Source organism: Microbacterium sp. S308A+ (assembly GCF_049800815.1).
Classification (GTDB): domain Bacteria; phylum Actinomycetota; class Actinomycetes; order Actinomycetales; family Microbacteriaceae; genus Microbacterium.
In genome coordinates this window covers 137,451-151,102 of sequence record NZ_JBNAFT010000004.1, presented here as the reverse complement: position 1 = coordinate 151,102, position 13,652 = coordinate 137,451, and the positions used below count along the sequence as shown (strand labels likewise).

General features: G+C 71.9%; 13 protein-coding genes. 5 read left to right on the top strand and 8 right to left on the bottom strand.

Annotated features, from left to right (window positions below; translation table 11 throughout):
• Position 1: 1 nt before the first annotated feature.
• Positions 2 to 1,111, bottom strand: a complete 1,110-nt coding sequence (purM, locus tag ACP15J_RS11940; RefSeq protein ID WP_424937222.1) for a phosphoribosylformylglycinamidine cyclo-ligase — start codon at positions 1,109 to 1,111, stop codon at positions 2 to 4.
• A gap of 104 nt (positions 1,112 to 1,215) precedes the next feature.
• On the opposite strand from purM, the gene ACP15J_RS11935 reads away from it, so the two are divergent.
• Positions 1,216 to 1,815, top strand: a complete 600-nt coding sequence (locus tag ACP15J_RS11935; protein WP_424937221.1) for a hypothetical protein — start codon at positions 1,216 to 1,218, stop codon at positions 1,813 to 1,815.
• 167 nt (positions 1,816 to 1,982) lie between these two features.
• Here the strand turns inward: ACP15J_RS11935 and ACP15J_RS11930 are convergent, their stop codons facing one another.
• Both ACP15J_RS11930 and ACP15J_RS11925 read right to left on the bottom strand, forming a co-directional pair.
• Positions 1,983 to 2,300 carry a hypothetical protein gene (locus ACP15J_RS11930; RefSeq protein ID WP_424937220.1) on the bottom strand — a complete coding sequence of 106 codons (318 nt, stop codon included), beginning with the start codon at positions 2,298 to 2,300 and terminating at the stop codon, positions 1,983 to 1,985.
• 138 nt (positions 2,301 to 2,438) lie between these two features.
• Positions 2,439 to 2,807 (bottom strand): sterol carrier family protein, encoded by a 369-nt coding sequence (locus ACP15J_RS11925; RefSeq protein ID WP_424937219.1) that lies wholly within the window; start codon positions 2,805 to 2,807, stop codon positions 2,439 to 2,441.
• A 220-nt stretch (positions 2,808 to 3,027) separates the two neighbouring features.
• Between ACP15J_RS11925 and ACP15J_RS11920 the strand changes: the two genes are divergently transcribed.
• Positions 3,028 to 3,750: an NUDIX hydrolase gene (locus tag ACP15J_RS11920; RefSeq protein WP_424937218.1), complete on the top strand. Its 723-nt coding sequence runs from the start codon at positions 3,028 to 3,030 to the stop codon at positions 3,748 to 3,750.
• Between the two features lie 141 nt (positions 3,751 to 3,891).
• Positions 3,892 to 5,169, top strand: coding sequence for a phosphoribosylamine--glycine ligase (gene purD, locus ACP15J_RS11915; RefSeq protein ID WP_424937217.1), 1,278 nt, complete (start codon positions 3,892 to 3,894; stop codon positions 5,167 to 5,169).
• A 10-nt stretch (positions 5,170 to 5,179) separates the two neighbouring features.
• Here purD and ACP15J_RS11910 read toward each other — a convergent pair whose 3' ends face one another.
• The 4 genes from ACP15J_RS11910 to ACP15J_RS11895 form a co-directional block, all read right to left on the bottom strand.
• Positions 5,180 to 5,620 carry a DUF6314 family protein gene (locus ACP15J_RS11910; protein ID WP_424937216.1) on the bottom strand — a complete coding sequence of 147 codons (441 nt, stop codon included), beginning with the start codon at positions 5,618 to 5,620 and terminating at the stop codon, positions 5,180 to 5,182.
• 220 nt (positions 5,621 to 5,840) lie between these two features.
• Entirely contained in the window at positions 5,841 to 7,379 is a 1,539-nt protein-coding gene (locus ACP15J_RS11905) for an APC family permease (protein ID WP_424937215.1), read from the bottom strand.
• A 416-nt stretch (positions 7,380 to 7,795) separates the two neighbouring features.
• The gene (locus ACP15J_RS11900; protein ID WP_424937214.1) at positions 7,796 to 9,298 is read right to left on the bottom strand and encodes a DHA2 family efflux MFS transporter permease subunit; all 1,503 of its coding nucleotides are present in this window, start codon (positions 9,296 to 9,298) and stop codon (positions 7,796 to 7,798) included.
• Positions 9,295 to 9,924, bottom strand: coding sequence for a PadR family transcriptional regulator (locus ACP15J_RS11895; RefSeq protein ID WP_424937213.1), 630 nt, complete (start codon positions 9,922 to 9,924; stop codon positions 9,295 to 9,297). Before ACP15J_RS11895 ends, ACP15J_RS11900 begins: the two co-directional genes overlap by 4 nt.
• A gap of 148 nt (positions 9,925 to 10,072) precedes the next feature.
• On the opposite strand from ACP15J_RS11895, the gene ACP15J_RS11890 reads away from it, so the two are divergent.
• Both ACP15J_RS11890 and ACP15J_RS11885 read left to right on the top strand, forming a co-directional pair.
• Positions 10,073 to 10,972, top strand: a complete 900-nt coding sequence (locus ACP15J_RS11890) for a phosphoribosylaminoimidazolesuccinocarboxamide synthase (RefSeq protein WP_424937212.1) — start codon at positions 10,073 to 10,075, stop codon at positions 10,970 to 10,972.
• 224 nt (positions 10,973 to 11,196) lie between these two features.
• Positions 11,197 to 12,543, top strand: a complete 1,347-nt coding sequence (locus ACP15J_RS11885; RefSeq protein WP_424937211.1) for a uracil-xanthine permease family protein — start codon at positions 11,197 to 11,199, stop codon at positions 12,541 to 12,543.
• Positions 12,544 to 12,555: 12 nt separating this feature from the next.
• Here ACP15J_RS11885 and ACP15J_RS11880 read toward each other — a convergent pair whose 3' ends face one another.
• On the bottom strand, positions 12,556 to 13,554 hold the full coding sequence (locus tag ACP15J_RS11880) for a LacI family DNA-binding transcriptional regulator (RefSeq protein ID WP_424937210.1): 999 nt from the start codon (positions 13,552 to 13,554) through the stop codon (positions 12,556 to 12,558).
• Positions 13,555 to 13,652: the final 98 nt, after the last annotated feature.

Genomic DNA, 13,652 nt, shown 5'->3' with positions numbered 1-13,652 from the left:
GTTAGTTCTTCTCGCCTTCTCGATAGGCGCCCACGAGACGCACGGCCCCTCCGTCGACGCCCTTCGCCCCCTGCTCGAAGTCGCCGTCGGGCCGGCGGCCGGTGTGCACGGACGCGACCTGCCAGGTGTCGATGCCGCCCGCGGTGAGCGTGGCGGCGATGTCGGAGGCGGCGCTCGCGTCGACGACGGCGAGGAAGCCGATCCCGAGGTTCCAGGTGCCCTCGCTCGATGCGAGGGTGGTGCCAGCGATGTCGCTCAGCACGCGGAAGACGGGCGCCGGCGACCAGGTGCCGCGATCGACCTCGGCCCAGCTTCCCTGGGGGAGGACGCGGGCGAGGTTGGCGGCGATGCCCCCTCCGGTGACGTGGCTGAGGGCGTGCACCGCATCGCCGAAAGAGTCCGCGATCCCGAGCAGCGGCGTGGTGTACAACCGCGTGGGCGTCAGCAGCGCCTCGCCCCAGGTGGTCCCGAGATCCGCGGCCTGGTCGCCATACCCGATCCCCGCGTTCGCGATGATGTGACGGACCAGGGAGAAGCCGTTGGAGTGCAGTCCGCTGGAGGCGAGGGCGAGCACGACGTCGCCGTCGCGCACCTCCTCGGCGCCGAGGAGGCGGTCGGCCTCGACCACGCCGGTCGCAGCGCCCGCGACGTCATAGTCGTTGACGCCGAGGAGGCCAGGGTGTTCGGCCGTCTCGCCTCCGACGAGGGCCGTGCCGGTCAGCGTGCACGCCTCGGCGATCCCGCGGACGATGTCGGCGATGCGCTCCGGGAAGACCTTGCCGCAGGCGATGTAATCCGTCATGAACAACGGCGCGGCTCCCACCACGACGATGTCGTCGACCACCATGCCGACCAGGTCATGCCCGATCGTGTCGTGCTTGTCGACGGCCTGGGCGATCGCGACCTTCGTGCCCACGCCGTCGGTGCTCGTGGCCAGCAGCGGGCGCGTGTAGCCGCGCAGCGCCGAGGCGTCGAACATCCCCGCGAACCCGCCGACTCCCCCCAGGACCTCAGGGCCGTGCGTGGCGCGCACGGCGGATCTCATGAGCTCGACGGCACGATCGCCGGCGGCCGTGTCGACGCCGGCCGCGGCATAGGTGGGGGAGGACACGCGAATAGCCTACCGTCGGGCGCGACCGGCGGAACCGCTCGAGGATGCGATCCGCGCGGACGGCCGCCGTGTCGCTCGGCGGCTCCGATCCGTACGATGGGGCCATGGCCGACAAGCCGCAGTGGCTCGTGCGCGAGGACGCCGGGATCCCGGTGCTCGTCGCTCTCGCGCTGCGCCAGGATCTCGGGATCCGCGAACCGGCCGGTCTCCCCCCGCTGCGCGAACGTGGCACTCGCCCGCCCGATGCGCCGGAGGCCTCCGCGCTGGTGGAGCGTCAATGGCACGCGTACTGGGAGATGACGGTCGAGCCGATGGCGCATCCGTCCGAGGTGCCCCTGGAGCTGATCGACGGGTTCGACACGCTCGTCGCCCTGCCCGCCCGCGGGGCGGAGGAGCTGCGGGCGGCGATCCTTCCCCTCGGGCCTTCGGCGGTCTCCTACGCGCACGAGGTGCACGCGCGCTACGCCCGCTCGGTCAGCGGCACCGGCGACGCGTACCGCGCCTACGCCGGGGCGATCGCGGAGCACGAACGCGAGGCGGGGCGCCGCGCGCACTCGTTCGAGCTCAACGTCCACGTGCTGCCGCTCGCTCAGCGAGGGATCTGGTGGATCGGTGCGATGAGCGTCGCCGTCACCGATGGCCTGCGGCGTGACGTGGTGGCGTTCGACGAGGCCATCCGCCCGGTGATCGCGGAGCTGGCCTGACCCCCGGCTCTCCCCCGCTCCGTTCGCTTTCCCGGGCCTCCTCGCTCCCGTCACGGACTCTGTCGCTTCCGCAGCCCGAGGGCGACAGAATCCGTGACGGGAGGAAGGAGCCGAAGGCCACCGGAGAGTCGCCCCGGTCGGCGACCCGGGACAGCCGCGGCGCCGGGCTATTCGGCGACGGTCTCGCGCTCGACACGGACCGTGCGCTCGGTGCGCCGGGCCATCCGCTCCAGGACGAGCGCGACGAGGCCGCCCAGGGCGATGCCCGCCGGCGCCGTCCACAGCAGCAGGAAGCCGAACACCTGACCGGCGGGGTAGGTCACGCCGACCGCCTCGGAGGGCTCGAAGCTGCCGGTGAAGGTGAGGATCACGGCGACGATCAGTCCGAGCACGGCCCCCGCGCCGAAGAACACGCCCCAGCGCGGCGCACGGCGGACGCGGGCCTCGACGGTCTCGTCGCGGACGGTGCGGGGCTCGCTGCTCATGCCTCCATTCTCCCACGCCCACCACCACCCCTGCGTGTCGGCTCAATGCATGTTCGTCGGGCCAGATCACCGAATCCAACCGATAAAGCTGAATCCACCCGACGGGAGCGCGTAGGGAGCTGTGACCCCGAGACCCGGTCAGGGACGCAGGGGCAGCAGGTCGTCGAGATCGGCGCGGGTGCCGGAGGCGTGGACCCGACCCGACGCCATCGCCTCGGCCCAGGAGGACGAGCCGAGGGCGACCGCGACCCAGGTGGCCGGGTCCATCTCGACGACGTTCGGCGGAGTGCCCCTGGTGTGCCGCGGCCCCTGGACCACCTGCACGGCGCCGAACGGGGGAACACGCACCTCGACGCTGTTTCCCGGCGCCTTCTCGTCGAGCAGCTGGAGAAGGTAGCGGACGGCGGTCGCGTACACGGCCCGGGCGGGCCTCTCCCCCTCGCCGAGGGCCGTCGTGACCTCGGCAAGGGCCTTCCGCCCTGTCTCCGTGTCGATCTTCGCCGCCATCCTCCCAGCCTAGGCCGCGCCGTGGTGCCGGCCGGGCGCAGACCGAGGCCGGCCGGGGTGTCAGCGTGGGTTCCGGCCGGGGTGCCGGCGTCGGTGCCGGCCGGGTGTCGACCGGGTGCCCCCACCGGGTGCCGGCCGGGGTCCCGCCTCTGCGCCGCTCTGCCCGAGGAGGGATGGCGGCAACCGCCCCCGCCTCTCCGTCCGCGCCTACGCTGGTGTCATGTCCGACGCCATCCACGCCCCCGGTGACGCGGCCTCCGGTGGCACCGCTCCCGGCGGCCCGGCGACCGCCGCCGGCGCCAGGGCGGAGCTCCTCGCGGCGGCCTCGTCCCCGGCGTGGAGCTCGCTCCTGCCCGCGGCTCCGTCCGACGCCGTGCCGCGCGCGGCGGCGGTGCTCATCCTCTTCGGCGTCCTCGACGACGCGTTGGCACCGGCCGACGCCCCGATCGCCCGCGACCTGGACGTGCTGCTGCAGAAGAGGGCGGACACGCTCTCGTCCCACCCGGGCCAGGTGTCGTTCCCCGGCGGCAAGGCCGAGCCCGGCGACGTCGACGCCGCGGCCACCGCCCTGCGCGAGGCGCAGGAGGAGACCGGGCTGGACCCGTCCGGCGTCGAGGTCCTGTCCGTGCTGCCGGAGCTTCCGCTCATCGCCAGCAACCACCGAGTGACGCCGGTGCTGGGCTGGTGGCGCCGGCCCTCGGCGGTCGCCGCCGTGGACCATGCCGAGACCGTCGAGGTATTCCGGATGCCCGTCGCGCGCCTTCTGGATCCTGCCCACCGCTTCACCGCCGTGCGACGGTACGGCGACCGCGTCTTCCGTGCCCCCGCCTTCGACGTCGACGGCACCGTGGTCTGGGGGTTCACGGCGATGGTGCTGGACGGCCTGTTCGAGGCCGCCGGATGGACCGTGCCGTGGGATCGCTCCGTCGAACGGTCCGTGTGACCGGAGTCGTTCCGCGGAACGGCCCGTCTGAGGGGAGCGGATCCGCCGAGCCTCCCGTGCGACGGGACCGTGCCGCCGCGCAGTCCGCGTCGCACCGTCCCGCCGGACAGGCCGCGCGAGCCGGGTCGATAGGCTGGCCGGGTGAAGATCCTCGTCCTCGGTTCCGGTGCCCGCGAGCACGCGATCATCCTCGCCCTGCGGTCGGAGGAGGCCGCACATGACATCCTCGCGGCGCCCGGCAACGCCGGCATCGCGCAGGATGCGACGCTCGTCGACGTCGACCCGCTGGACGGCGCCGCCATCGCCGGTTTCGCGAACGCGAACGCGGTCGACCTGGTGATCGTCGGCCCCGAGGCCCCGCTCGTGGCCGGGGTCGCCGACGTCCTCCGCGAGCGCGGGATCCCGGTGTTCGGACCCGGACGCGCCGCCGCGCAGCTGGAGGGCTCGAAGGCCTTCGCGAAGCGGATCATGGACGCGGCGGGGGTTCCCACCGGCCGGGCCGTGCGGGCAGCGACGCTCGCCCAGGTCGAGGCGGCCTTCGACGACCTGGGCGCCCCACACGTCGTGAAGGCGGACGGCCTCGCCGCCGGCAAGGGCGTGATCGTCACCGACGACCGCGCGGAGGCCCTCGCCCACGCGACGCAATACCTCCCTGCCGGCCCGGTGCTCGTGGAGGAGTTCCTCTCCGGCCCCGAGGTGTCGCTGTTCTTCCTCAGCGACGGCGACACCGTGCGTCCGCTCAGCCCTGCCCAGGACTTCAAGCGCGCCCACGACGGCGACGCCGGCCCCAACACCGGCGGGATGGGCGCCTACTCCCCCCTTCCTTGGCTCGCGGATCGGTTCGGCAGCACCGAGGCCTTCGTCGACGAGGTGACCCGCACGGTCGCGACCCCGGTGATCCGGCAGCTCGACGCCGAGGGGACGCCGTTCATCGGACTGCTGTACGCGGGCCTGATCCTCACCCCCGCGGGGATCAGGGTGATCGAGTTCAACGCCCGGTTCGGCGACCCCGAGACCCAGGTCGTGCTTCCGCGGCTGGTCACGCCGCTCTCCGCCCTCCTGTTCGCCGCCGCCTCCGGGACGCTCGAGGACCAGCCGCAGCCGGCCTTCTCCGACGAGGTCGCGATCACCGTCGTCCTCGCGAGCGAGGGCTATCCCGAGGCGCCGCGGACCGGTCGTCTGATCGAGGGGTTGGGCGAGGCCGAGGCGATCGATGGCGTCCGCATCGTGCACGCGGCGACCGCCGGACCGGACGCCCCGGGCGGCACGCTCGTCGCCTCGGGCGGGCGCGTGCTCAACGTCGTGGCGACCGGCTCCGACTTCGCGGACGCGCGCGCCCGGGCCTACGAGGCCATCGGACGCATCCGGCTCGACGGCGGGCACTACCGCCGCGACATCGCCGCCCGCGTCGCGTCCTGAGGCGCTCGGATCACGGTCCCTCGGCGCGCCGCAGGATGCTGACGCTGCGGTAGTCCTTCGCCGGACCGGTGGCGTCCCAGCGCACCCCCCACAGCACCACCCCGCCGGCAGACGCGCGGACGAAGCCCATGCGCGCCCGATAGGCGTCGTCGCCGCAGGCGTGCGCGATCGGCGCGTCCGGGTCCCAGGCGAAGAACCGCCTGCCGTCGGCGAAGGAGACCGTCCAGTCGCCCCGGTCGTCCTCCGCGATCGAGAGCTCGCGCTCGATCGGCGTCGTCCCCGAGGCCCCGGTCATGACCCCGCGCTCGGTCCAGGCGATCCGCCCCCGATCTGCCGGCACGAGACGCGTCGTGCCGCTGACCGCGTACCACTCACCGCTCCGCCGATCGAGGATCCGCCGCTCGAGGAGCCAATCGCCCACGAGCGCGGGAGGGAGGGGCGTCGAGCGCATGCCCCCATCCTGACGCACGGGTCTGGGAACAGGCGGGCGAGCGGGACAACAGACGGGCGAGCGGACCGGAGAACGCGGGGACGGAGCGGCGAATAGCACGGGAACGGACAACGACCGCCCCGCGCCGGACGGGAACGGACAACGACCGCCCCGCGCCGGACGGGAACGGACAGCGACCGCCCGCGCCGGACGGACCGGAGCGGGCGCAGGCGGTGCCCGCTCAGATCCCGCCGTCGACCGAGCGGATCGCCTCCCCCGGCTCGTCGGGGACGAGCACGGGCGTGTCCCGGTTGAGGCTCTCGCCGCGGAAGAAGCGCTTCGACCGCGGGAAGAGGTACCACAGCGCCATGAGCACCACCCCGAACAGGAGCGAGCCGATCCCGACGACGAACGTGCCGCCGATCCCGAACAGCACCGTGTTGCCGTAGTCCACCGCCCACATGTCGATCGCGGACTGGACGAAGGCGTAGGTCAGCATGAGCGCGCCGAGAAGCGGCAGGAGTCCCTTGACCACGAACGCGCCGGCCGAGGAGAACAGCTCCTTGCGGAAGTACCAGACGCAGGCGTATCCGGTGATCGCGTAGTAGAAGGCGATCGCGAGGCCGAGCGAGGCGATCGAGTCCTGCAGGATGTTGTCGCTGATCAGCGTCATCCCGACGTAGTAGAGGATCGCGACCACGCCCATCACGAGGGTCGAGAACGAGGGCGTCCGATAGCGCGGGTGCACGTCTTTGAACCTCTCGGGGAGTGCCCGGTACACCCCCATCGCGAGCGTGCCGCGGGCGGTCGGGAGGATGGTGGTCTGCGTCGACGAGACCGCCGAGATGAGCACCGCGACGACGAGCACCCAGCCGAACGGCCCGAGCAGACCGTCCTTGATCGAGAGGAAGAAGTCGTCGGCGTTGTCGGCGTTGCCCAGCCCTGTGCCGTCCTCGCCGAGTCCGGCGTACATCATCGCGGCGATCGTGACGCCCACGTAGGTGACCAGCAGCAGCACGCAGGTCAGGAGCGCGGCGAGGCCGGGGATGCGCTTGGGGTCCTTCGTCTCCTCGTTCAGGGCCAGGCAGGTGTCCCAGCCCCAGTAGATGAAGAGCGCGAGGAGGACGGCCTCGGTGAACCCGCTCCACGACGTCATCGCGAAGGGGTTCAGCCACTCCCATTCGAACGGCGTGGGGTTCGGCGCGGTTCCGGCGAAGAACTGCACGAACGCGGCGATCACGAAGACGGCGAGCGCCCCGTACTGGACCGCCAGCAGCAGGTTCTGGATCTTCTCCCCGATCTCCACCCCGCGCCAGCTCACCCACGTCATCGCTGCGATGAACGCGACGGCGACGAGGATGATCCGCCAGTCGTTGTTCTCGAACGACAGCCCGAACATCGCCCAGAAGTAGATGCTGCCGATCTGGGCGAGGTTCGCGAGCACGACCATGCCGGCCACGGCCACGCCCCATCCGCCCATCCAGCCCACCCAGGGCCCGAACGCCTTGGTCCCCCAGGTGAAGGTGGTGCCGCAGTCGGGAACGTCACGATTGAGCTCGCGATAGGCGAAGGCGATGAACAGCATCGGGATGAACGCGACGATGAACGCGATCGGCGCCTGTGCGCCGATCGCCAGCACCACGAATCCCAGGCTGGCCACGAGCGAGTACACCGGGGCGGTGGAGGCCAGGCCGATGACGGTGGAGCCCCACAGCCCGAGCGTTCCCGCGGCGAGTCCCTTCCCGTCGGTGCGGCTGAGGTCGATCGGGGTCGTCGTCATGTCGTCTCCAGGGCAGCGTCGCCGTCGGGTGGCTGCGCCCAGGGAGGCCGGAGCGACGCTGCTGCCGGTGGCGCGGATGACGGCCACAGCCTAGAACAGCGGCTCGGGTCGCGTCCAGGGCGGAGGGCTCCGGTCACGAAGTCTGCGGCGCTGTCTTCCGCTCCGTCTGCGGCTATGTCGGCCGTGCCACCTGCAGCTACACCCACCGTTCCCGTCGCGATTTCTGTCGCTTTCCGCAGGGCCTGGGGACACAAAACGGGGACGGGACGGGGGGGGGGGGGCCCCCCGCCCCGCCCCCCCCCCCCCCCCCCCCCCCCCCCCCCCCCGGGGGGGGGGGAAGAGAGCCAGATTTCGGGACCGGAGCGCGGGCCCAGGAGATCCTTCGCGAGTCCGCGACGCGAGCGGGCGCGGCCCCCTCAGCCCTTGGGCGCGTGACGGCCGAGGAACAGGGCCGCGACCAGCGCCACGGCCATGATGCCCGCTGGAAGGAGCATGGTCTGCGCCATCGCGGTCGAGAACGGCCCGGCGACCGCCTCGGGCAGCGCCCCGCCCCCGATCCCGCCCTGGGCCTCGCCCGCACCGGGGAGGTTCGCCTCCAGGCGCGCCTGCATGAACGCGGCGATCGCCGCGGAGCCGATGACCGATCCGATCGTGCGGGTGGTGTTGTAGATGCCGGCGCCCGCTCCCGCCTGACGAGGAGGGAGACGTCGCGTGGCGGTCGTCGCGAGCGGACCCCACATGCCCGCGTTGCCGATCCCGAGCAGGGCGGAGGGCAGCAGGAACATCCAGATGGGGGTGTCCGGCGTCATCAGCGCGGCGTTCCACAGCAGGCCCCCGGCGACGAACAGGAGCCCGGGGACGAGGATGAGCCGCGGGTCGACCCTGTCGAGCAGGGAGCCGGCCAGCGGTGCGAGCGCCCCCGAGATCACGGCCATGGGGATCATGAGCAACGCGGCCTCGGTGGGGGTGAGCCCTCGTGCCAGCTGGAGGAAGAACATGTATGGCAGCGACATGCCGGTCACCGTGAACCCGACAGCCGCGATGGCCAGGTTCGCCCCCGAGAAGTTGCGATCGCGGAACAGATCGAGCGGCACGAGCGGCTCGCTCCTGGTGCGCGCCTGCTGGAGGACGAACACCGCCATCAGCACGAGCCCGGCGATGATCAGGCCCCACACCGTGACGGGCCCGGCGATCGTCCCCCAATCGTACTTCTCGCCCTCCTGCAGGCCGAAGACGATGAGGAACAGCGCGGCGGCGCTGAGCACGACGCCGACCATGTCGAAGCGGTGCGGGTGGGTCTCCAGGCGAGGCACGAGGAGCACAGCCAGGACGAACCCGATGACACCGACGGGCACGTTGATGAAGAAGATCCACTCCCAGCCGAGCCCGTCGACGAGCACGCCGCCGAGGAGCGGTCCGACCAGCGTCGCGACGCCGGCGGTCGCCCCCCACAGCCCCATCGCCGCACCCCGCCGCTCGGGCGGGAAGGTGCGGGTGATGACCGCCATCGTCTGCGGCGTCATGAACGCCGCGCCCAGCCCCTGCACGGCCCTGGCGACGATGAGCCCCTCCAGGGTCGTCGAGAGCCCGCACCACAGCGAGGCGCCGGTGAAGACCACGAGCCCGATGAGGTAGATGTTCTTCGGACCGAACCGATCGCCCAGGCGCCCGGTGATCAGCAGCGGGACGGCGTAGGCCAGCAGGTAGGCGCTCGTGACCCACACCACGTTGTCGAGGTTGTTGGTGCCGGGGTCGAGGGCCGCCTTGATGGCGGGGTTCGCCACGGAGACGATCGTGGTGTCGACCAGGATCATGAAGAACCCGATGACGAGTGCCCACAGCGCGGGCCACGGGCCACGCGGACCGGCCGGAGCGGTGCCGGCGGTCGACCGCACGGCGGTCGGAGAGGTGTCGGTCATTCGTGTGCAGCCTTTCGAGGTGCGTGATTCGTACGGGGCGGGGTGGGAGCCGTCGCGGCCTGGCCCACGCCCCAGGGGTATTCCGGCCGCGCGAGGGTGGCAAGGAACCGGTCGGTCCAGCTCAGGTCTGCCTGCAGCAGCGCCTCCCGGCGGTCGTGCTCGATGAGGAACTGCTCCGGGACGGCACGGCTCCGGGCGGATGCGAGACCCGAACGGAGCAGGTCGAGCTGTTCCGCAAGCTGTTCCCGGCGGCGAGAGAGGAGGAGGGCGACATCCTCCCTCGGAAGGTTGTGCGCCTCGGCGAGCGCCACCGTGAACTCCGCGTCGCGATCGAGGCGGGAGAGCCCTTGTCGCACCCAGGCCTCCAGCACCTCCGTCCCCTCGCCGAGGAGGGTGTAGGTGGTGCGCTCGGGACGGTTGCCCTCGCGGTCCACACCGATCTCGGCGATCAGCCCGTCCCGCTGCAGACGCGCGACCGTGTGGTACAGCGTGCCGTTGGTGAGCCGCACCATGCGGTCGTCCTTGCGGAACCGCAGCAGCCGCAGCATCTCGTAGGGATGCATGTCGGCCTCGCGCAGCAGCGCGAGCACCATGACGCCCAGCGGCGTCGGTGTCCGGGCCTTCATCCTTCCTCCACATCGATTAGTCCATATGGACTATACATCCTCGGCGCCAGGCGTCGCCTTCCTGCCCGCCTGCCGCCGAGGAGCGGGGCCGGCAGGTCGCGTCGGCCCGACAAGCGTGACGTATCGGCCCGCGCGGGATAATGGGCGGGTGAGCACCCCCGCGACCCCTGCGAACGACGCCCCCGCCCGCATCCCCGGCTGGCGGCACCTCTATTCCGGCAAGGTCCGCGACCTCTACGCCTCGGAGGACGCCGACGACACCCGCATCCTCGTCGTGGCGTCGGATCGCGTGAGCGCCTTCGACGTGGTGCTGGAACCGGGGATCCCCCAGAAGGGCGCCCTGCTGACGAGGCTGAGCCGCTGGTGGTTCGACCGCCTCGCCGAGGGCCCGCACCCCGTCGCGAACCACCTCGCCGAGGGCGAGGTCCCCGTGGTGGTGGCGGACAGGGCGATGCTCGCGCGCTCGCTCGACATGCTCCCGATCGAATGCGTGGTGCGCGGCTACCTCACCGGGTCCGGATGGGCCGAGTACCGCGAGGCCGGCACGGTCTGCGGCATCCCCCTCCCGTCCGGCCTGCACGACGGCGACCGCCTTCCCGAGCCGCTCTTCACGCCCGCGTACAAGGCGCCGCTGGGCGAGCACGACGAGAACATCGACTTCGCCCGCGTGGCGGAGCTCGTCGGCGCCGAGCGCGCGGCCGAGCTCCGTGACGCCTCGCTCGCCGTCTACCGGCGCGCCGCCGCCATCGCCGAGGAGCGGGGTCTCATCCTCGCCGACACGAAGTTCGAGTTCGGCGTGGACGCCGACGGCGTGCTCCGCCTGGCCGACGAGGTGCTGACGAGCGACTCCTCTCGCTACTGGGATCTCCAGGCCTGGCGGGCCGGCACCACGCCGGAGGAGCGCATGGCGAGCTTCGACAAGCAGATCGTGCGGGACTGGCTCGCGGCCCACTGGGACAAGCAGGGCGAGCCACCGGTCCTTCCCTCCGACGTCGTCGAGCGCACCGCGGCCCGCTACGCCGAGCTCATCGAGCGTCTCACCGCGTAACCGGGCCCGAACCCGCCGCCATCCCGACGACCGAATGTCGGACCGATGGAGGAATGAAGGACGGTAGAGGCATTTCCGCCCGACAAGGTTCACCTGATCCTGCAAAGTTCCGGCACGGCAAGGGCCAGCCCCGCCGGACCACAGCCGGGAGGGCTGCGTCGCTCCCAGGGAACGCTCAGGATAAGGTGGCGTGCAGCCTCCGTCCCCGACTCCGAGGAGCCCCCATGCCTCTGTGGAAGATCCACGGCAACGGCCGCACCGTCGAACCCGGCGCGGTCGTTCGCCCCGACGAACGCCTGAACTGGCCGGCCACGGTCGCGATCGGCGTGCAGCACGTGGTGGCGATGTTCGGCGCCACGTTCCTCGTGCCGATCCTCACCGGGTTCCCCGTCCCCACGACGCTCCTGTTCAGCGGCGTCGGGACGATCCTCTTCCTGCTCGTCACGCGCAACAAGCTGCCCAGCTACCTCGGCTCGTCCTTCGCGTTCATCGCGCCGGTCACGGCGGCGACAGCGGCGAACGCGGTCGGCGGGTCCGACGGACGGGGAGCAGCTCTCGCCGGGATCGTCGCGGTCGGCGTGCTGCTGACCCTCATCGGCGTCGTCGTCCACACCGTCGGCGTGCGCTGGGTGGATCGCTTCCTCCCGCCCGTGCTGGCCGGGGCGATCGTCGCGCTGATCGGCTTCAACCTCGCCGGCGCCGCGCACGGCAACTTCGTGAAGTCCCCGCTGACGGCGACGTTCACGCTCACGGTGACCATTCTGTTCGCCGTCCTGTTCCGCGGCTTCCTCGGCCGGATCTCGATCTTCCTCGGCGTGATCGCCGGCTACGTGTTCGCCGGGATCCGCGGCGAACTGGACTTCGAGGCCGTCGAGAAGGCGGACTGGGTGGGCCTTCCCACCTTCCATCTCCCCGACTTCGCCTCGCCGGGCACCTGGTCGGTGATGGCGATGTTCCTTCCCGTCGTCCTCGTGCTGATCGCGGAGAACGTCGGCCATGTGCGCGGCGTCGCGACGATGGTCGAGGACCCCTCGATCAACAGGCAGACCGGGAAGGCTCTCATCGCGGACGGCGTGTCCACCTCTATCGCCGGCTTCTTCGGCGGATCGGGCACCACGACGTACGGCGAGAACATCGGCGTCATGGCCTCCACCCGCGTGTACTCGACCGCCGCCTACTGGGTGGCCGGCCTCGCGGCGATCCTCCTCAGCCTCTCGCCCAAGTTCGGCGCGATCATCAACTCGGTGCCGGCGGGGGTGCTCGGCGGCATCACGACGGCGCTCTACGGGCTCATCGGGATCATCGGCGTGAAGATCTGGGTCGACAACCGCGTGGACTTCTCCCGCCCGGTCAATCAGTACACCGCGGCGGTGGCGCTCATCCTCGCCGTCGGCGGGTTCATCGTCAAGGACGAGGGCTCCGGCTTCGAGCTCGGCGGGATCGTGATCGCCACGCTCGCGGCCATCGTGATCTACCACGGAGGCAACCTCGTCGCGCGTCTGCGTCGCTCGGGCGCGGACGACCCGCGCCCGCTGGAGGCGGTGGGACCGCTCGGCGGCGATCCGGAGTAGCCCCGTACTGGGTCAGGTGGAGGCGCGGACCACCAGCTCGGTCGGCATGACCGACATCCGTGGCGGCTGACCGCCGGCGAGGACGTCGATGACGACCGACGCCATCATCGCGCCCTCGTCGCGCATGGGCTGTCGGATCGTCGTGAGCGGCGGCTCCAGGGTCGCCGCGATCTGCGAGTCGTCGTAGCCGACCACCGCGACGTCCTCCGGGACGCGCAGCCCCGCCCGACGCAGCACGCGCAACGCCCCGGCGGCCATCAGGTCGCTCGCGGCGAAGACCGCGTCCGGGCGCTCCGCTCCGCTCTCCAAGAGGCGGGTCATCGCCTCGGCCCCGCCCGCCTCGGAGAACTCCCCGTCCACCTCGCCCGCCGGCTCCAGACCCGCCTCGGCGAGCGCCGCGCGGAAGCCCTCCAGCCGGTCCTGCGCCGGCGGCATGGTGAGCGGCCCCGTGATCGTCGCGATGCGGCGGCAGCCGCGCGCGATCAGGTGCTCGGTCGCCGTCCGACCGCCGCGCACGTTGTCGACGTCGACGACGAAGTCGGAGGGACGCACGTTCGACGGCCGGCCGCCGAAGACCACGGGGACGGCCTCGGCGATCCGGTCCACGAACGCGTCGCTCGTGTGATGCGACACGATGATCGCCGCGTCCACCCCGCCGTTGCGCACGAAGCCCGTCATCTTGCCGCGCTCGTCCTCGCTCGCCACGAGGAGCGTCAGCACGTAGTCAGACTCCGCGAGCCGTGCGCTGATGCCCGCCACGATCGCGGCGAAGAACGGATCGCCGAAGAATCGCGTGGTGTCCTCGGGGACGACGAGCGCGATCGCGTGCGTCTGACGGCTCGCCAATGAGCGCGCCGCCCGGTTGGGGACATAGTCGAGGAGCACGATCGCGTCCTGCACCGCCGCCAGCGCGTCCGGGCTGACCGCCGGCGACCCGTTGACCACGCGCGACACAGTCGATCGGGACACCCCCGCCGCCGCCGCGACCTCCTCGATCGTCGCCCGCCCCATACGCTCCCCCGTCTCCTCCGCACATCTCCTGCACGCCGGGCCCGCTCCTGGAGGACGAGGCCCGTCCCGTTGCCGGGACAGACGACGTGATGGGCGAC